Origin of the sequence: Clostridium rhizosphaerae, assembly GCF_016765585.1 — a bacterium.
Classification (GTDB): Bacteria; Bacillota; Clostridia; order Clostridiales; family Clostridiaceae; genus Clostridium_AT; species Clostridium_AT rhizosphaerae.
Genome location: NZ_JAESWC010000014.1, coordinates 1 through 19,026, shown reverse-complemented (window position 1 = coordinate 19,026; position 19,026 = coordinate 1). Strand labels below are relative to the sequence as shown.

Below are 19,026 nucleotides of genomic sequence, written 5' to 3'. Positions count from 1 at the left end.
AGGTAAAGGACTGATACATAGCTAACTAAATAGCAATTTATGCATCAGTCCTTTTACTATCTGCTCATACTTATTGGTATGATTTATTTAAGTATATTTCTGAGAAAAACTTCAAAAGAAGAATAATTGAAAATTGGCATTTGTATCATAGTAATAAAATTCAGTAGGATAAACTTAGCAGTTTCATAAGAGTCTAGTTTTAAAGTTATCTTATCATCAGATGCCTCTTTTACGAGCATAGATTCAATTACACGAATAAATTTATCTATATAAATATTTTCCCTTTCTATGCCGCTTTCTACGTAGTCTGGCTTATCATATAACTCAGGCTTAAGCCAAATTTCTTTAAATTGCTTAATGAATAAATTAAGCTCGTTAAATATTTTTTCTAGTTTAACATACAAATTATCATCAGAAGCAATAATGACTTGTAGAAGTTTGAAATATTCCTTCCAATAGCCGGTCATCATTTCAAGTACTAATTCTTTTTTTGTAGGATAATAATTATATATTGTGCCAAGTGCAATGTCACATTCTTTAGCCAGCGTCCTCATACTTAAGTGAGAATAACCTTGATTACATAAAATTTCTTTGGCTTTTTCTAATATAAGTTCTTTTGGATTTTCTATTATTCTAGACAATTAAAACACCTCATTTATTCATCTGAACATTGTTCATTATAAAATCATTACAAACAGATGTCAATATAAAATTTATATAAATTTTAAAGACTCAATATATTGCATTTTTTATGCACATTGTACACAATATGTTGTTGATAACTTTTTTAAAACTACAAAATATAATTATTTAATATCCTTACTTATAATTTTAACTAAATAGTGTTTCAAAAAACAACTAAAAATTAAAAAAGAACAGCGGGTAAACTGTTCTTTTAAATGAAAAATAAATTTGGTTTAGGGATAGAAATTAATATTTATATTTAATCCGTATAGTGATATTATATATCTATTAATAATATATTTCCGTGATTATTGTTACACTTTAACATTATTTTTTAGCATATGAATTAATCATATGCGGAAATACTAGAGACAGTAAAACTTGATTTATATTAACATTTTTTAATAAAACAGAAAGGAAAATTTAAAATGAATGAGACAATTAAAATATTATTAGACCATAGATCAATCAGAAACTATAAGGAAGACATGATAAGTGATGAAGAATTGGACTATATAGTAAGAGCTGCTCAAGCTGCTCCATCATCAATTAATGGACAACAAGTAAGCATAATTGCAGTTAAGGATAAAGAAAGAAAAGCAAAAATTTCAGAGCTTGCAGGCGGTCAAAAATGGATTGAGGAAGCTCCTGTATTTTTAATTTTTGCAGCAGATTTTTATAGAGCTAAATTAGCAGCTGAAAAGAATGGAGTAGATTTAGTTATTACAGAAAATATAGAGTCTACAATGGTAGGTTGTGTTGATGTGGGATTAGCTATGGGAAGTGCAATAGCAGCGGCAGAATCTTTAGGACTTGGAATTGTACCTATTGGAGGAGTTAGAAGAGAGCCTGAAGAGCTTATAAAATTATTAGAGCTTCCTAAGTATGTATATCCAGTATGCGGATTGGTTGTAGGGCATCCGAAAGATGAGTCAGCTCCTAAACCAAGACTTCCAAAGGAAGCTGTGTATCATGAAGAAAAGTATAATAGCAATCAAAAGGAAATGATTGATAGATATGACGATGAAATATCCGAGTACATGAGAGAAAGAACAAAGGGCGAAAGTGATAGAAATTGGTCAAAGGGAATTGCAAGTACCTATAAGTTTGTGTATTACCCTAAGGTTAGTGCTTCAATTAGAAAACAAGGTTATGAAAGCAAATAATTAATTGTTGAACTTTTTTGAAGATTAGCATATAATATATAAAAATAAATATTTAAATGCTTTGATAAGAAAGAGTAGGATACATGTTGTCTTTACAGAGAGTTCCCGGTTGGTGAGAGGGTCAGGAAACGGTATTTGAATACGTCTTTGAGCAGAAGGTCAAATCCTTAAATTTAAGGTAGTAGACTGTTTACGGAGCCCTTCACCCGTTATAGTGATAGAGTATCGTTTGATTAAAACTGTACTTGAAGAGGTTGATATGGCAACATATTGATAAATTAAGGTGGTAACACGGGAATATACTCTCGTCCTTTAGATTTCTAAAGGACGGGAGTTTTTTATTTTAAAAGTTTATTAAATGGAGGTATTAATATGATAAATGTAGAAGAACAAATTAAAATCATTACAAAAGGAGCAGCTGAGGTTATAAACTTAGAAGATTTAGAGAAAAAATTAAGAGAAGCACAGAAGAAGAACAAAGGCTTAGTTGTAAAACTTGGGCTTGATCCTTCAGCTCCGGATATTCATTTGGGGCATGCAGTAGTGCTTAGAAAAATGAAGCAGATTCAGGATTTAGGGCATAAGGTAGTTATAATTATTGGTGACTTTACTGGTATGATCGGCGATCCTACTGGAAAATCAAAAACAAGAAAACAGCTTACAAGTGAAGAGGTTTTAGAAAATGCAAAGACCTATGAGAGACAGATTTTTAAGATTTTAGATAAGGATAAGACAGAATTAAGATTTAACAGTGAATGGCTTTCAAAGCTAAGCTTTAAAGAAGTTATTGAACTTGCTTCAAAGTATACCGTGGCAAGAATGCTTGAAAGAGAGGATTTTAAAAATAGATTTAAAAATCAGCTTAGTATAGGCATTCATGAATTCTTCTACCCGTTAATGCAGGGCTTTGATTCTGTAGCTATAAATGCAGATATTGAGCTTGGAGGAACTGACCAAAGATTCAATGTTCTTATGGGGAGAACGCTTCAGAAAGACTATGGCAAGGAGTGTCAAATAGCTTTATTCATGCCGCTTTTAGAGGGAATAGATGGACTAGAAAAAATGAGTAAAAGCTTGGGTAATTATATTGGCATTAATGAGAGCTCAAAGGATATATACGCAAAGGTAATGCAGATTCCTGACAGCTTAATTATTAAATATTTTGAACTAATAACAGATATTCATCCAGATGAAATAAATAAGATAAAAGAACAGTTGAAAGAAGGGGCAAATCCAAGAGATATAAAAATGAGATTGGCTAAAGAAGTGACTGCTTTGTATTATGGAAACAAGGAAGCTTGTGAAGCTGAAGTGCATTTTAAAAGCTTGTTTCAAAAAAATGAAGTACCAGAGGATATTTTAGAGGTGCATATAAGTAATGGAGATCCAATAATCGATATTATAGTAAATTCAAAATTAGTACCTTCAAAAAGTGAAGCAAGAAGACTTGTGGCTCAGGGAGGTATAAAAGTAAATGGAGATAAAATATCAGATTTGACTTCTATAGTTTTAAATAATAAAGATATAATTCAGGTTGGAAAAAGAAAGTTTTTTAGAGTGGTGAAAACAGAATAAATATTAAGCAAAACAGTGATACAGGGGTGTTTTAATTATAAAGCATGGAAAGATAATTCAAATTCCGGATAATTTTACAGAATAAAGTATTTAACAAAATTAAAAGAGTTATTTATAATTATATTATTAGATATATATTAACATTAAAAGGAATTGAAATATTTTTAAGGGGGATTTTTTATGCCAAGCACAATAACCTATATGTTTATTGTTTTTGCTATTGTTCTTGTCGCTTTTGGGGTACTTATAAAACATTACAAGTGCTATTGGCTCATTTCCGGCTACAATTTAGCTTCTAAGGAGGAAAAGGCTAAATATGATATTGTTCCGCTTGGTAATTTGATGGCTAAGCTTTGTTTTGCTATGGCTGCAGTATTTGGAGTTGCAGCAGCGCTTGCTTATTTTAAAGTTAATGCAGGTATTTTACCTGCTGTGCTTTCTGTTTTTATTATCGTTCCCTACTTTGTAATTAAAGCGCAAAGTTATAGCCCAGGAGGAACATCTAGTACTCAAAGCAAGATAGCTATTGGTTTAGTAATTGGAGTATTGATAGTTTCAGGAATTTTAGTGGGAACATTATTTACTCATGGAAACAAAGAAACTCAAGTGATAGTCAGTGATAATTTAATAGATATAAAAGGACCTTATTCAAGCAAGTATTCTATTAAGGGCATTGAAAATATAGAGTTAAAGGACACCATACCGGAAATTTTAAGCAAGAGTATAGGCTACGATATGGGAAGCTCTCAAAAAGGAGATTTTAACCTAAAGGGAATAGGTGGAGCAAGATTATATGTAAATAATGAAAAAGGGCCTTATATCTATATCAAAAAAGAAGGCAAGTATATAATTATAAATCTTAAAGATGAGAATAAAACGAGAGAGTTATATGACAGCATAAAAGCAGCATCAGATAAGGTAAAATAATAACCGAAAATTATATAATATAGTGGGAGGTTGTAAAACATGCTGGTATTAGCTGTTTTACAACCTCTTACGTATTTTATATATAATATAAAAACTTCTGTAAACAATATGAATATATTAAACTTACAGGAGAGGTTAAAATGAGAGGTAAATATTTTTTTATAACCGCTGCAGTTTTATTTATTCAAATACATAGTTTTATCAGTGTTCAAGCAGAAACAAATATAGAAATTGAAAATACTACTGAGGTTCTTATCCAAGGGTCAAATACTGATAATGAGAGTGTAACTTTTAAGGATAAAAGGCTTGAGGAAGCTTTAAGGCAAAATCTCAACAAGCCAGAGGGAAATATACGTAAGGAAGATGTTAAAAATATTGAGAAACTAAAACTAAGAGGAAGAAATATAAAAAGCGTTGAAGGATTGCAATATTTATGTAATCTTAAGAGTTTGGATTTAGCTTATAATTCTATAGATAATATAGGTCAGATTGATAGCTTAAAAAGTTTAGCCAGCTTAAATTTGGATAATAACAAAATTTTAGATATTAGTCCATTGAGAAGTTTAACATGCTTACGAGATTTAAGCTTATACTGCAATAATCTTGAGAACATAGGGTCCTTAAGTAATCTAAGTAATTTACAAACATTATCATTAGGAAACAATAAAATTAAAAATATTGAGCCTTTAAAAAGTTTATCAAAGCTTACTTTGCTTGAAGCAAGACTAAATAATATATCTAGCATTAAAGCTTTATCAAAGCTTAGTAATTTAAAGGATTTATATTTGGAGAATAATCAAATAAGTGATATTTCTTCATTAAATTCGCTTATAAACCTTGAACATTTATCTTTAAGCAATAATAAAATAGAAAGCCTTAAAGGTTTGGATAAGTTAAATAAACTACAGGACTTAGATATAGATAATAATAAGATCCAGAGGCTTAAAGGATTAGAAAACTTAACAAAGCTTGAAGCTTTAAGGGTTTCAAATAATAAAATCAGTGAGGTTAAAGAAATCTCAAAGCTTAATAACTTAAGAAGTTTAAGTATTAATAATAACAATATAAGGAATATATCTTATCTTGAAGAACTAAAAAGTTTAAGATATATCAATATATCTGATAATAAAATTAAAGACATTACACCGTTAAGAAATATTAAAGGATTGTCTCTTACACTTATAGATTTCGAAAGTAATCAGCTACCGGAATATGTGTATATAGATAAGGTAAAAGAAAAGCTTTTATTGGATAACTTATTCGACTGCATATATAAAGCTATATATGATTACTATAAAGAACCAAGACAGTTTACAGATGAGGCTATATTGGATATCCAGTATTTGCAGGGAACTTATAATATAAGTGTAAAAGTGTCTACCTTCACAGGAGCGCATAATCCACCCTATGGAATTGAAACTATAACAATAAAAAAAGACAGGGATGGATTTAGGGTAGTAAATTTTAAGCATGAGGATTGGAAATAATATAAAATAAAAAGAATCTCCGTTACTAAAAAGTAATGTGAGATTCTTTTATATGTTTATAAAATTATTTAAGTCCACTTATTTTGCCTTTTAGGGCTTTTAAACGACCGTTGACATAATTGACAAGCTCATATTTATTGTCTTTCATTTCTGTCGGAGCTTTAGAAATTATAGATAAGATATCTAAGTAATTAGCTTTTACTTCTTGTGAAACCGTATTTGTTAAATGCTTATCCTTTACTCTCCAATATACATTGTTAAATTCATCTGCCTGTCTTTTTGTATAATGTCCTCTTTCAATACCAAATTGAAAAAGGTCTGCAGCAGCTTCTAATTCCTCTAAATCCTGTGCTTCTAAAGTTTCGCTTATAAGAGTTTGAAAAGCTTTCATAATATCACTCCTTCTTAGTGAGCTAACAATATTTTAAGCGTATATGGTAATTCATATACTAGATAATATTGGTTATAATGTCAGCCCTCAATCATTGTCAGCGGTTATTATAATAGCTTGTTTACAAATTTTTGTCAACATATATTTAATTTTAAGATGCAATAATTTGGAGTATTTTACATTTTAATTAAGACTTAATAAAAAATTGGTCGCGTTTAGGAATATAATTGAAAAAAATAGATAATTTAGAATATAATTAGAGGTAATACAGATAAGAAGGCAGGAGAAGAGATTATGAAAGTTACCTATGAAGAGATCTTAGAATACACTAGTAACTTGATAAAAGAAAATAGAAGAGAAAGATTCCCTTTTAGAAACAGACTTGAACATACGTTGAGAGTATTAAAATGGGCTGAGAGAATTCAAAAGCATGAAGGCGGGAACATGGAGGATTTGACCATGGCAATTCTTTTTCATGATACCGGATGGGATGAAAATATACCTCATGCTGAGATAAGTGCAAGGCTTGTGGGGGAATATCTAAGAGAAAAGAATTTTGATGAAAGCAGATTAAATAGAATAGTTGCTATAGTAAAAAAGCACAGTTCCAAAGATATTCCTAGTGAAGAACTTTCACTTGAAGAAAGGATAATGATAGATGCAGATTTATTGGATGAGGTTGGGTCATTATCAATAGTATGGGACAGCATGGCTGTTGCACTTCAAGACAGTCCAAGCTATATGAAGTTTTATGAGAGAAATAAATTTTATTTTAAAAAATTAAAAAATCAAACCTTCTTGATGAAAACTGAGACAGGAAGAAGGTTTTATGATAGACAGATAGAGTTTTTAGAGCATTTTATTAATAATCTTGAGTTTGAGTTAGGGTTGAGAGATGAGTAAAATAATTGATTTAACAAGAGAGATAAGTAATAATATGCCGGTATATCCCGGTGATGATGAGGTAAAGCTTTATCAAACAAATTATATAAATAAAGACGGATATAACAATCATGGGATTGAAACAGGCATGCATATAGGAACACATGTAGACGGTCCTATGCATATGACTGATAGTAATATTTATATATCTGAAATGGAACTCGATAAGTTCATAGGCAGAGGTATCTTAATTGATGCTAAGAATGAAACAATAATTGATTATAAGGAAGAATACGAAGAAATTATATTGGAAGATAGTATTGTTGTTATTAATACTGGGTTTTCTGAGGAGTTTGGAACTGAAATATATTTTAAGAAACACCCTGTTGTAAGCGAAAATCTTGCAGAATTATTGGTAAGAAAAAAGATAAAAGCTCTTTGTATAGATGCTCCTTCCCCGGATAGGTATCCTTTCGAGGTGCATAAGCTTTTACTGAAAAATAGTATTTTAATTGGTGAGAACCTAGCCAATCTTGATAAGTTGGAAGGTATTAGAAATTACGAGATTTTTATTGTACCCCTTAATATAAGAGCTGATGGTTCCATGGCAAGGATTTTTGCTAGGATAGAGTGATAAGACGGTACAAGTAACTTCAGCATATTTTAATTAGCCGGTGGAATAATAATTCCGGATAATTATTTTTATGGAGATCCTAAGGAGTGAACTAACTATGAAAGATAATCAAAGCGGAGTTGAAGGAGTTTTAACATTAAACTACAATTCACATCAGGAAAAAAATATAATTGAATCTTCAGCAGCACAGCTTTCGGCAGGAGATAATAATTCTGTAATTCTATTGGAATATAATCAAAAGAAAGAATTTGATACAGAAGATTATAAAAGCAAGGAAAGTGAAAGATATTCAATAGATTCAGATAAGCTTATCTCTTTAATTAAAGAGAATGGCTCAAAGATCTAGTAGCAAAATTATTAAATTATCAGCTAAAAAAAGCAGAGGATATGTTAAAACGCATAGTTTCTGCTTTTAAAATAAATTTTATTAGGCCAATGCTTATGGTAAGTTATTAATACAATAAAAAGGAGACGGTCATGAATTTTAATGATAGAGCGGCAAAATGGGATGATCCCAAAAGAGTAAAAAGGGCTCAAACTATTTCAGAGCAAATAAAAAATTATATTGATATAAAAGAAAATTATAAAGCTTTGGAATTTGGATGTGGGACAGGCTTGATAAGCTTTAATCTTAAGGATGAATTTAATAGTATTGATCTTGTAGATACATCAAAAGGTATGATTGAAGTGTTAAACTCTAAGATTGAAGAAAATAATATAAGGAATATGAGAGCCTTTGAACTTGATATCAATAAAGAATATAAACTTGAAAATGAAAGCTATGATATTATCTATTCATCTATGGTAATGCATCATGTTACTAATTTAAAGGAAATTTTAAAAAATCTTTATAAGCTGTTAAAGGAAGGCGGATGTATTTGCATAGTTGATTTAGACAAAGACGATGGAAGCTTTCATGAGGAAGAAGATGGCTTTAATGGACATAATGGTTTTAATCAAGAGGAGTTTTCCAATTTACTTAGTGAGATAGGCTTTGATAATATAAATTCTAAGACATTTTACCATGGGGAAAAGGAATTAAGTAATAAAATAGTTAAATATTCTTTGTTTATAATGTTAGGGTTTAAAAGCAATTAATATATCGTTTTACAGTATTATGAAATTATAGTACAATTATACTATAATATTTATATTGATTTGGGATTAATAATTTGAGTAGAACAAGAATTATGGGGGAATTTATGTGTCTAAACAGGTTAAAAAGGCTTACAGATTTCTGGCATGGGTTTTTTCAATACTTATAGCTTCAGGTGCTTTGGCAGGCTGCAGAAAGCCAGCCGCTAAATATGGTCCGCCTACATCTAAATACGGTCCGCCTCCAGTTACAAGCATGTGCGATAATAAGATAAAAGGAAATACTGCACAAAATGAGTAGCGTGGAAGGCTTAACAAGAGGCAAAAAGAATTTTCAAAATTGGGCTTGGAACTATGGAATGAAGATGAACGCCAAGGTGCATGACTTGAGTTATTTTTTCTGGGAAACAACTCTTAAGTGTAACCTTAACTGTATGCACTGTGGTTCAGACTGCGGTAAGGATAAAAGGGGACAAGAACTTTCTGCGAATAAGGTTTTGAGTGTCTTTGGCGATATAGCTCAAAATTATGATCCTAAAAATATTATGGTTGCAGTAACAGGGGGAGAGCCCTTAGTTCGGGAGGATTTGTTTGATGTACTTTCTGAAGTTTCCAGGATGGGGTTTTCATGGGGAATGGTTACAAATGGCATGCTAGTTAATGATGATATTGTGAATAGATGTTATGAGTCAGGCATGAGAACTGTTTCTGTAAGCATAGATGGAATAGGAGAAACTCACAACTTATTAAGAAGAAACGAAGCCTCCTATGATAAAGCTGTCAACGCTTTAAAGCTATTTGCCAGCTCGGGGAAATTTGAAGTAGTGGAGGCTATAACCTGTGTAAATTCGCAAAATATAAGTGAGCTTAAGGATATGTATAAGATATTCAAAGGCTTAGGAATACAAGGCTGGAGGTTATTCACCATATTTCCTAAAGGACGGGCTGAAATTAATAAGGAGCTGCTGCTTAATGGAAAGCTACTCATTGAATTATTTAACTTTATCAAGGAAAAAAGAAAAAACAACTCTGAGATGTATGTAAGCTATTCTGAAGAAGGATATTTAGGCTGCGATTGGGAAAAAGAAGTAAGAGATGAATTTTTCTACTGCGGTGCAGGAATACATGTTGGAGGGCTGCTGGCAGATGGAAGCTATAGCGCATGCCCATCTTTATCGAGAGAATGGATTCAGGGACATGTAGATGAAATTTCTTTCTCAAAGGCTTGGGAAACGAGATATAAAAATATGAGAAACAGACATTGGATGAAGACTGATAAATGTGTTAAGTGTAGAGAATGGAATAAATGTAATGGATCTAGTCTTCATCTTTGGGACTTTAAAGAAAATAAGACAAAAGTATGCCACTTTGATCTGATTAATTCAAAAGATGATAAATAATAGATTATTGATCCGTCTTCATCAGACGGATTTTTTATAATATTTTGAAGCATAAGATTTGAAAAAGATTATGAAAGGGTTGATATTATGGAACTTTGGGACATATTGGACTCAGAAAGAAATAAAACAGGAAGAACAATTGTAAGAGGAGAGGAACTTAAGGAAGGAGAATATCATTTAGTTGTTCATATATGGATTTTAAATGACAAGAATGAATATCTGGTTCAGAAAAGAGCACAGCATTTAAAGCTTATGCCGGGGATTTGGGCAGCTACCGGAGGATCTGCAGTTGCAGGAGAATATGACAGCAAGGTTGCGGCGATAAGGGAAGCTAAAGAAGAACTAGGAATAGATTTAGATACAAATAATATGACCAGGCTTATGTCCATAAGGAGGAAGGACAATCATGCGGATGTATGGCTTGTGAGAGAAAATATTGATCTTCAAGATATATCTCTTCAGGCTGAGGAAGTAAGCGAGGCTAAGTGGGTAAGCAAAGAAGAACTTGAAAGTATGATAAGCTCAGGTATATTCCATGATTACGGCGCAGAATACTTTGATAATATCTTTAGAGTTATGAAAAGCTGCTTAAGCTGTGAAATAGTTAAGGGAAACACAGAAACGATGGGAGGCACTATTTTAAATACCAAATATTTCCACGCTCATCAGGATTTTGCTTATCCTATACCTGGATTAGTTATATTAGCTTCTAAAAGACACATATATTCTATAGATGAGATGTATGAAGAGGAAGCAGCAGAGTACATGGAGGTACTAAGAAAAATAAGAGCAGCTCAAAGAAAAGTGCTTGGTATTGATTATGTTTACTATTTTTATAATGAGGATACTACTCATCACTTTCATACTTGGATGATGCCAAGATATTCGTGGATGAATCAGTTTGGAAGATCAGTAGAATCTGTTAGATCTGTACTTTTATATTCAAAAGAAAATATGAAAAATGAAGAAAATATTTCTAAAGTTATAAATGCGGCTGAAAGGCTTTACAGTGAATTGAATAAAAAATAATATATAAAATGCCATGGGGGATGAGTGGCGAATTGGGGGTTAATAATGGGTGAAGTTATTTCTAAAATATTTTTATGTTTGTTTTTAGGGGTTATACTATTGTTTTTTGGATTTGTGGCTAGTGCAATTACTAGCCTTACTTCTGGTGTAGTATTTTATAGCTATGTTATTATGGCCGTTGATATTGGAATAATTGTACTAGTTTCATTAATGATACTTGGTTTTGTAAAAAAGAAAAGAATTATTCAGCTTATGTGTATATATTTTGCAATTTGCATTATCTCAGGGGCAGTATATTTTGCTAATCGAAGCTATAAAAATAGTATTGCGACTATAAATGAACAGCAGATTGACTTGATAAAATATATGCCTTTTGAAAAGGATACGAAAGCTGAAAAGCTTCCCGAGACTTCAGAGCTCAAAATTACTAGTGATATTCCTAAATTAGATGGTGCAACTGCATTATACCCGTTATATTCTGCTTTTGCTCAGGCTGTTTATCCTGAAGACAACTACAATATTGGCATCAGCTCGGTTCAGTGCAATACTACTGAAAAGGCCTATGATAATTTGATGTCCGGACAAGTGGATGTAATTTTTGCGGCAAAACCCTCACAGCAGCAGATTGAGGATGCAAAGGCAAAGGGAATAGAATTTAGACTGACGTCCATAGGAAGAGAAGCCTTTGTTTTTTTTGTGAATTCTAATAATAGTGTTTCTGATCTTTCAACGAAGCAAATACAGGATATATATTCCGGAAAGATTACTAATTGGAACGAAGTTGGGGGGAAGGATGAAAAAATAAGAGCCTTTCAAAGACCTCAAAACAGCGGCAGTCAAACTATGCTTCAAAAGTTAATGGAAGGCAAAACTCTTATGAGCCCTCCAAGGGAAGATGTAGTATCGGCAATGGATGGTATTATCAAAAAGACCTCCGATTATAAAAATTATAAAAATGCCATAGGCTATTCCTTTTTATTTTACGCAACTGAGATGGTTAAAAGCAAAGAAATAAATTTGATAAAAGTAAATGGAATTTATCCGAGCAAAGAAACTATAAAAAGCAGGGAATATCCTCTTTCAGCAGAGTTTTATGCTATTACTGCGGGCAGTAAGAATCCTAATGTAGAGCCATTCATAAAATGGATATTAAGCAGGCAGGGACAATATTTAGTTGAAAAAACGGGATATACACCTATTAATGATACAAAGTAAAGGTGAAAATTGAAGGGGGTGGGGATATATGAAAAAACGCAGAAGAATTTTAATAGGATTGTTTATGGTAATATTAGTTTTATTTCTTGGTGGGTTTCTTGCTTTAAAGCTATTAGTCTCACCAGACAAGGTAGTTAAGGCAGAGCCATTAAAGGAACTCACAAGTGAAGAAAAGGTCGAAGATTTTAGATATTTATATAATACATTAAAAGATTCATTTCCTTTTTTCGAAATAGAAAAAGATAAGACAGGCTTTGACTGGCTTGCAAATAAAGAGAAGTTTGAAGAGCAGATAAAAGCAGCTAAAAATAATAAAGAATTTTATGATTCTTTAAAGAAAATCGTTAATATGGTACAAAACGCACATACAGGCTTGTTGTCTCCTATGTATTATGAGAATATGTCTTCAGGATACAATGGAGTTGAGAATTATGCATGGAAACAGGTGCTTGCTCAAACTGGGGTTAAGGAAAAATATAATGATTGGAGCAAAATAATAAGCGAAAGCAGAACTGTACTTCCAATAAAGCTTAAGTACGTTGAAGGAAAATACGTTCTTAATGAAGATTACGAGGATGTTAAAAAAGGAGATATATTAGAATCAATTGAAAACAAGAATATAGACTCTTATCTTAAGGATAACTTGGATAAATATTATGTAAATTATGATGATAAAAGAAATAAGATCTATATGAATTCAAGTATGCTCAGCGTAGATGAAGGAAAAGAGTATAAGGTTACTTTTATTACAAGGAATAATCTAAAAGTAACTAAAAATTTAGCACCTATTAAATATGAGCAGAATTCCAAGGGGCAGCCGGCGAGTTCTTATTGCGAAGAAAAAATTTTAAAGGAAAATAAGATTGCTTACCTTAAAGTTAAGGCTATGTCTTCTGATACGCTTCAAAGCGATAAGAAAAAGATTTTAGATTTTTATGGGAGTATAAAGGATTATCCTTATCTGGTTATAGATATACGAGGCAATGGCGGCGGTAATGATGGATATTGGAAGAGTAATGTGACAGCACCACTAATCGAGGAGGGTAAGAGTTCTTCCATTGCTATGGCTTATAAAGGAAATTATATAAAACCCTTCTTAAGAGGCAGGGGTATAATTACTGATTCCATAGAAAAATTACCTGATAAGTTTAGCAGCAAGTATATTGCTTCAATGGAACGTTTCTTAATAACTTCAACGAAGGTTAATCCTCAAAATTCAGTAGGCTTTAAAGGGAAAATATATCTTTTAGTTGATGACTATGTTTATTCTTCTTCAGAATCCTTTGCAGCTTTTTGTAAAGGGTCAGGATTTGCTCAGCTTGTTGGTACCACTACCGGCGGTGACGGTATAGGAATAGATCCTTGTGTGGTAGCTTTACCTAATAGCGGTCTTGTAGTAAGGTTTAGCCTTGATATGGGAATAAACAGCGATGGTACCGTTAATGAAAAAACTCATACTAAGTCTGATATTTTTTCAGAGCTTACTTATGAAGATTTTATAAAGGGAGAAGATACGGTTTTAAATAAAGCCGTGGAACTTTGCAAATGAAAATAAGGACAGGTGATTAAAATTTGCTAAAATATTTTGCTCAAGGCTTGCTATTGGGGCTGTCTTATGTAGCTCCAATAGGAACCCAAAATTTATATGTAATTAATTCAGCGATTAAAAAAACAAGACTTAAAGCACTTCAGACAGCACTTATAACAGTTGTTTTTGATGTTTCTCTGGCTGCAGCATGCTTTTTTGGAATAGGATTTTTAATTGATAAATCATTTGTATTAAGAAATGCACTACTTTTAATTGGTGGAAGTATTGTTACTTACATTGGAATTGGATTGATAAGAACTTCAGCAGGAGTATCTGATAAAATTAATGTAGACAACTCTCTTATTAAAATTGTAACCACATGCTTTGTAGTTACATGGTTTAATCCTCAGGCAGTAATAGACGGCTCACTGCTTTTAGGAGGATATAAAGCTTCACTTCCTCAAGATATGTCTAAGTATTTTATATTGGGAGTATGTACAGCTTCTTTTTTATGGTTTACTTCTTTATCAAGTATTATTTCAACAGTTAAACACAGTTTTAACAGCAAAGTAATAAAAATTATTAATATAGTCTGTGGAATCATCATAGTTGTTTATGGAATCAAGCTTATGTACACATTCTTTTTTAATTGAGAATGTAAAATGGAAAAAAAGTTTCTAAAGGGATTTTCAACTAGGTACTATATACCTAAATAAAAGATCTATCCTGAAAATAGCTAAAACTAGCATGTTATTTGAATACGTAAAAACATTTGAGCAAGCAGCAATAAGACTTTAATTGAAAAATTTATAAAGCTGTTAAAAATCTTATATTGTCTGAGCGCAGCGAGTTTATAAGATTTAGGCTTTATAAATTTTCCAATTATTAGTCTTATCTGCGAAGCGAAAGTTTTCTAGAATTCAAATAACATGAAGTAGTTTTAGGCTATTTTTAGGGCAGCCCATTCATTCTACACTTCAAACCTTTCAATAATTCCTTTCAGCTTATCTGCTATGCGTTTAAGCTCTCTGGCTGCATTAGACACGGTCTCCATTTGACTGGATTGCTCTAGAATAGCAGCTGATACTTCTTCAACTGAAGCAGCAGATTCTTCTGCAACTGCAGATACTTCTTGAATGCTGCTTATAACCGAAGTCTTATCTTCTTCAATTGACTTTATATTTGAAGTGAGATTTTCTATGTTCTCTATTGTGGTTTCAAAGGAATTATTTATAACCTCAAAGTTACTCATAGTCTTCATTGTTGCTTCCCTGGCTTCCTGCATCAATATTTTTTCTTTATCAATATTGATTTTAGCACTATTTATTTCGTGGGTTATTCCAGTTATAATTCCTTCAATCTGCTTAGTAGAATTAGAGGTTTGATCTGAGAGCTTTCTTATTTCTTCAGCTACTACTGCAAAACCTTTTCCTGCTTCTCCTGCTCTTGATGCTTCAATAGCGGCATTTAAAGCTAGAAGGTTAGTTTGCTCAGATATAGAATGTATTGATGTTATTATTTCTCTTATAGAACCAGATTTATTGGATAATGAATCTATATTTTCAATTACCTTCTCTAAGGCCTCATAATTAGCTGTAATTTTGTTTACAAGTTCTGAAGAGGAATTCACACCTTCATCACTAATATGCTGAGATTCCTTTGAAAGCTTGTTCACTATATCTGCGTTATTTGAAGATATATTTATTTTTTCAGCAAGACTTAGTAACTTTTCAGAACCAAGCTCTGTATTTCTTGCCTGTTCTGAGGAACCGGCAGCAAGCTCGTCCATTGTAGACGAAATAGCTTGCATACTTTCAAACGTTTCACCTGCTGAGGCTGTTATTCCTTCAGAATGATTTAAAAGAACTTTTGAGTTTTCTTGAAGTATTCCAACAGTTTCTCTTAACTCTCTTCTTAATGCTATTAATGCTCTTGCCATAACTCCAGTTTCATCTTTAACTTTTAATATTTTTTCAAATTCATCTTCCTTATTAAGCTTTAAATCTAATTTGGTTGTACGATTAATTAACTTAGTTACTAATGAAATCGGCTTTGATATTTTGTTTGCAAAATATAAAGCGATTAGTGAGGATAATATTAAGAATACTATAAATACAATAACAAAACTAATAATTAAGCTATTTAGAGGCCTTAGAATTTCAGACTTCGGTATAGCAAGTCCCATTACCCATTTTGACGAAGGAATTGAGGTGGTAACAAAGTATTTATCTATTCCATCGTAATCCTTTAAAGCTGTAATGTTTGTCGCAGAAGAATCTTTTCCTAGTAAAGTACTTAAACTTCCGCTTAAAACGCTTTTAAAGCTCTTTAGTCCATCTTTAGAAGGTTGAAAGTCTTTATTAGGATGAACAACAAATTCATTGCTGTCATCTAATAGAAAGCCATAGCTGTTATTAATAGGCTGAGCCTTTTGAACTACAGCAGAAATGTTATCTATATTAATATCAGCAGCCACGACACCTACAAGATTACCATCCTTCTTGACAGTCTTAGCTATTGTAACAATAATTTTCTTTGTTTCTGTATCAACATAAGGGTTTGAGTAAATTACACTGTTAGAACTAATGGCCTCTTTATACCAGTTCCTTTGTGTACAATCATATGTATTATCAGGTATCCAGCCGCTTGCATCAATATAATGTTTATTTTGAAAACCAAAATAAACATCCATAACATCCGGAAAGGATTTGGTTTTAGTTTGAAGATATTTTAAAAGTATCGTATCGTCGTAGTTGTTATTAAACTCTATACTGCCCGCTGTTTCGTTAATAAAGTTTCCATGAATAGACATCCATTTATCAATAGACTCAGCATATTTTTCAGAGATTGCTTTAAGTCCTTCTGTAGATTGCATCATAGTAGTTTTATAAGACTCATAATATCCTATTGATGATGAGAATAATAGGCTAAAAAAACAAATTAATAAAGCTAGTAAAATAATTTTTGTTCTGATTTTCTTCATTCATTAGTCCTCCTTATTGTTGTCATATAATTGCAGCTAGCAGATTTCACACATACTATAATTTATCATTTTAGCATAATGAAGTAAAGTTAATTACAACAAAGAAGAAGTTACCAATTTATATCCTTAATTAAGCGGGTATACTATATTTGAAATTTTTATATTAAATACTCAGGAAGTGGTTTGATTATGAAAAAGATTTTGGTAATTGGTTTTATTATGGGTATGGTATATTTTACGCTTGAGGGATTTTGGAGGGGATGGACTAATATTTCGATGCTGTTTGTGGGAGGTTTGTGCGGAGCCCTTATAGGGCTTTTAGATGAGGCTCCCAAACGCTATAATCTTAAAATATGGCAGCAGTGCATATTAGGAACTTTAATAATTATTTCTATAGAATTTATCTCAGGAGTTATTTTAAACATTTGGCTTAAACTCAACATATGGGATTATTCTAAAAGATGGGGAAACTTTAAAGGGCAGATATGTTTAACCTATAGTTTTCTATGGTTTTTACTTACCCCTTTAGCAATATGGTTTGACGACTGGCTGAGATGGAAGTTTTATGGTGAAGAAAAGCCGTATGATATTAAAGAAATATATATAGAATTGGTTACTTTTAAATAATTTGATTTAAAAACCTAAAAGGGGCTATTCTAAAATAGATTAAATCTACCGTATGTTATTTGAAGTGTAATACTTATACCTATTCAAATGACTGGGTAAGTTTAGCTATTTTAAATCAGCCTCTTATTTGATTTTAAAAAGTATATCATTTTACAAAAATAAATTATTTAATATATAGACATTGTGGTTTTAAAAACTACATGGTATAATATCGATATAATAACATGAGATTGCATATTACATATATTTTTAATAATTTTGAAGGAAGGAAATAATTATGGAAGAAAATTTTTATACTAAGGGAGAAGAAATAGCAAATGCAGTAACCCATGGTATAGGAGCACTGCTCTCTATAGCGGCTTTAGTTATTCTTATAGTATTTGCAGCACTTAAAGGAACTGTTTGGCATGTTGTGAGCTTTGCAGTTTTTGGAATAACTTTAGTTATTCTTTATACAGAATCAACTTTATATCACAGCATTACAAATAAAAAAGTTAAGAAATTGTTTAGAAAATTTGACCATATGTCAATTTATATGCTTATTGCAGGAACATATACACCCTTTTGCCTAACAGCTCTTAGAGGCAAATTTGGATGGATAATATTTGGTGTGATATGGGCAAGCGCAGCAGCTGGAATTACCTTAAAGGCATTTTTTACAGGAAAAAAGGATAAACTTTCTACTCTGCTTTATATTGTTATGGGGTGGCTCATAGTTTTATCACTTAAGAAATTATATTTGACTATGCCATTTGGCGGAGTAGTATTTTTGGTACTTGGCGGAGTGCTTTATACAGTTGGAGCTTTTATATATTCAAAAGATAAGTGGCCCTTTAATCATGGTGTTTGGCATTTATTTGTTATAGGGGGAAGTGTATGTCACTTTTTCTCCGTAATGAGTCTGCTTAATTTAAGATAGTCAGTGGATAGGCTCTAATGTAAAGTTAGAGCCGTTAAATTTTTATAAAATAAATTAATGCACTTAATACCTCTATGAAGAATAGTATGTACCGAAAATAATATGTAAAGGAGGTATTTTAAGTGCCTTACTATGTAAGAAGTTATTACAGCAATACTGATCCAAACTATCTGTCAGGTTATCAGCCTAATAATTTCAATAATTTAATTAACAATGTGGGAGTACCTGCAATTTTGGGACTAGGCTTAGGTCCAATGTGGGGAATTGCTGCTTTGTTAGCTAGAGGTGGACAAACTACTAATATTATTAATATTAATACCAGAAGAAATAATAATGGTATGTATTATTAAAGGACAAACTGTTGCAGGGCTGTCCTGAAAACTATTTAAGGTGACCCTAAAAAATGGCATACCAAAATAAGCCTGCCTTTAGGTAGGCTTTTTTCATGCCATGATTAAAATTTAGGTCTGTGGCATCAAGCTCA

20 protein-coding genes and 1 other annotated feature are annotated in these 19,026 nt (G+C 31.7%); of the genes, 17 read left to right on the top strand and 3 right to left on the bottom strand.

All coding sequences use genetic code 11. From position 1 onward, the window contains the following. Positions 1-83: 83 nt before the first annotated feature. Positions 84-641, bottom strand: a complete 558-nt coding sequence (locus JK636_RS16075) for a TetR/AcrR family transcriptional regulator (RefSeq protein WP_202750013.1) — start codon at positions 639-641, stop codon at positions 84-86. A 471-nt stretch (positions 642-1,112) separates the two neighbouring features. Here JK636_RS16075 and JK636_RS16070 point away from each other — a divergent pair, with 471 nt between their 5' ends. From JK636_RS16070 to JK636_RS16055, 4 genes are all read left to right on the top strand, one after another. Next, positions 1,113-1,850: an NADPH-dependent oxidoreductase gene (locus JK636_RS16070; RefSeq protein ID WP_202750012.1), complete on the top strand. Its 738-nt coding sequence runs from the start codon at positions 1,113-1,115 to the stop codon at positions 1,848-1,850. A gap of 52 nt (positions 1,851-1,902) precedes the next feature. Further along, positions 1,903-2,166 (top strand) — a binding site (T-box leader). A gap of 56 nt (positions 2,167-2,222) precedes the next feature. After that, positions 2,223-3,425 (top strand): tyrosine--tRNA ligase, encoded by a 1,203-nt coding sequence (tyrS, locus tag JK636_RS16065; RefSeq protein ID WP_202750011.1) that lies wholly within the window; start codon positions 2,223-2,225, stop codon positions 3,423-3,425. A gap of 180 nt (positions 3,426-3,605) precedes the next feature. After that, the gene (locus tag JK636_RS16060; protein WP_202750010.1) at positions 3,606-4,352 is read left to right on the top strand and encodes a DUF3784 domain-containing protein; all 747 of its coding nucleotides are present in this window, start codon (positions 3,606-3,608) and stop codon (positions 4,350-4,352) included. Positions 4,353-4,492: 140 nt separating this feature from the next. After that, entirely contained in the window at positions 4,493-5,839 is a 1,347-nt protein-coding gene (locus tag JK636_RS16055) for a leucine-rich repeat domain-containing protein (RefSeq protein WP_202750009.1), read from the top strand. Positions 5,840-5,903: 64 nt separating this feature from the next. Here JK636_RS16055 and JK636_RS16050 read toward each other — a convergent pair whose 3' ends face one another. Next, entirely contained in the window at positions 5,904-6,230 is a 327-nt protein-coding gene (locus JK636_RS16050; protein WP_202750008.1) for a hypothetical protein, read from the bottom strand. Positions 6,231-6,524: 294 nt separating this feature from the next. On the opposite strand from JK636_RS16050, the gene JK636_RS16045 reads away from it, so the two are divergent. The 10 genes from JK636_RS16045 (at position 6,525) to JK636_RS16000 (ending at position 14,666) form a co-directional block, all read left to right on the top strand. Further along, positions 6,525-7,133 carry an HD domain-containing protein gene (locus JK636_RS16045; protein ID WP_202750007.1) on the top strand — a complete coding sequence of 203 codons (609 nt, stop codon included), beginning with the start codon at positions 6,525-6,527 and terminating at the stop codon, positions 7,131-7,133. After that, on the top strand, positions 7,126-7,746 hold the full coding sequence (locus JK636_RS16040; RefSeq protein ID WP_202750006.1) for a cyclase family protein: 621 nt from the start codon (positions 7,126-7,128) through the stop codon (positions 7,744-7,746). Before JK636_RS16045 ends, JK636_RS16040 begins: the two co-directional genes overlap by 8 nt. Positions 7,747-7,843: 97 nt before the next feature. Next, positions 7,844-8,092 (top strand): hypothetical protein, encoded by a 249-nt coding sequence (locus JK636_RS16035; protein ID WP_202750005.1) that lies wholly within the window; start codon positions 7,844-7,846, stop codon positions 8,090-8,092. A 131-nt stretch (positions 8,093-8,223) separates the two neighbouring features. Continuing rightward, complete coding sequence (locus tag JK636_RS16030) at positions 8,224-8,844, top strand: class I SAM-dependent methyltransferase (protein ID WP_202750004.1); 621 nt, start codon at positions 8,224-8,226, stop codon at positions 8,842-8,844. A gap of 106 nt (positions 8,845-8,950) precedes the next feature. Further along, entirely contained in the window at positions 8,951-9,142 is a 192-nt protein-coding gene (locus JK636_RS16025; RefSeq protein ID WP_202750003.1) for a hypothetical protein, read from the top strand. Then, complete coding sequence (locus JK636_RS16020) at positions 9,135-10,241, top strand: radical SAM protein (RefSeq protein ID WP_202750002.1); 1,107 nt, start codon at positions 9,135-9,137, stop codon at positions 10,239-10,241. The genes JK636_RS16025 and JK636_RS16020 overlap by 8 nt, the downstream gene beginning before the upstream one ends. A gap of 87 nt (positions 10,242-10,328) precedes the next feature. Continuing rightward, a complete protein-coding gene (locus JK636_RS16015) occupies positions 10,329-11,270 on the top strand; it encodes an NUDIX domain-containing protein (protein WP_202750001.1) in 942 nt (313 codons plus the stop codon). A gap of 45 nt (positions 11,271-11,315) precedes the next feature. Then, on the top strand, positions 11,316-12,485 hold the full coding sequence (locus JK636_RS16010; RefSeq protein ID WP_202750000.1) for a substrate-binding domain-containing protein: 1,170 nt from the start codon (positions 11,316-11,318) through the stop codon (positions 12,483-12,485). 28 nt (positions 12,486-12,513) lie between these two features. Continuing rightward, positions 12,514-14,034, top strand: coding sequence for a S41 family peptidase (locus tag JK636_RS16005; RefSeq protein WP_202749999.1), 1,521 nt, complete (start codon positions 12,514-12,516; stop codon positions 14,032-14,034). 23 nt (positions 14,035-14,057) lie between these two features. Further along, positions 14,058-14,666, top strand: a complete 609-nt coding sequence (locus JK636_RS16000) for a LysE/ArgO family amino acid transporter (protein ID WP_202749998.1) — start codon at positions 14,058-14,060, stop codon at positions 14,664-14,666. Between the two features lie 317 nt (positions 14,667-14,983). Here JK636_RS16000 and JK636_RS15995 read toward each other — a convergent pair whose 3' ends face one another. Further along, positions 14,984-16,996, bottom strand: coding sequence for a methyl-accepting chemotaxis protein (locus tag JK636_RS15995; protein WP_202749997.1), 2,013 nt, complete (start codon positions 16,994-16,996; stop codon positions 14,984-14,986). A gap of 189 nt (positions 16,997-17,185) precedes the next feature. Between JK636_RS15995 and JK636_RS15990 the strand changes: the two genes are divergently transcribed. The 3 genes from JK636_RS15990 to JK636_RS15980 all read left to right on the top strand — a co-directional run bounded on the left by JK636_RS15990 (position 17,186) and on the right by JK636_RS15980 (position 18,892). After that, on the top strand, positions 17,186-17,623 hold the full coding sequence (locus JK636_RS15990; RefSeq protein WP_202749996.1) for a putative ABC transporter permease: 438 nt from the start codon (positions 17,186-17,188) through the stop codon (positions 17,621-17,623). Positions 17,624-17,900: 277 nt separating this feature from the next. Then, the gene (trhA, locus tag JK636_RS15985; RefSeq protein ID WP_202749995.1) at positions 17,901-18,542 is read left to right on the top strand and encodes a PAQR family membrane homeostasis protein TrhA; all 642 of its coding nucleotides are present in this window, start codon (positions 17,901-17,903) and stop codon (positions 18,540-18,542) included. Positions 18,543-18,664: 122 nt separating this feature from the next. Further along, positions 18,665-18,892, top strand: a complete 228-nt coding sequence (locus JK636_RS15980; RefSeq protein ID WP_202749994.1) for a hypothetical protein — start codon at positions 18,665-18,667, stop codon at positions 18,890-18,892. The last annotated feature ends 134 nt before the right edge of the window (positions 18,893-19,026 follow it).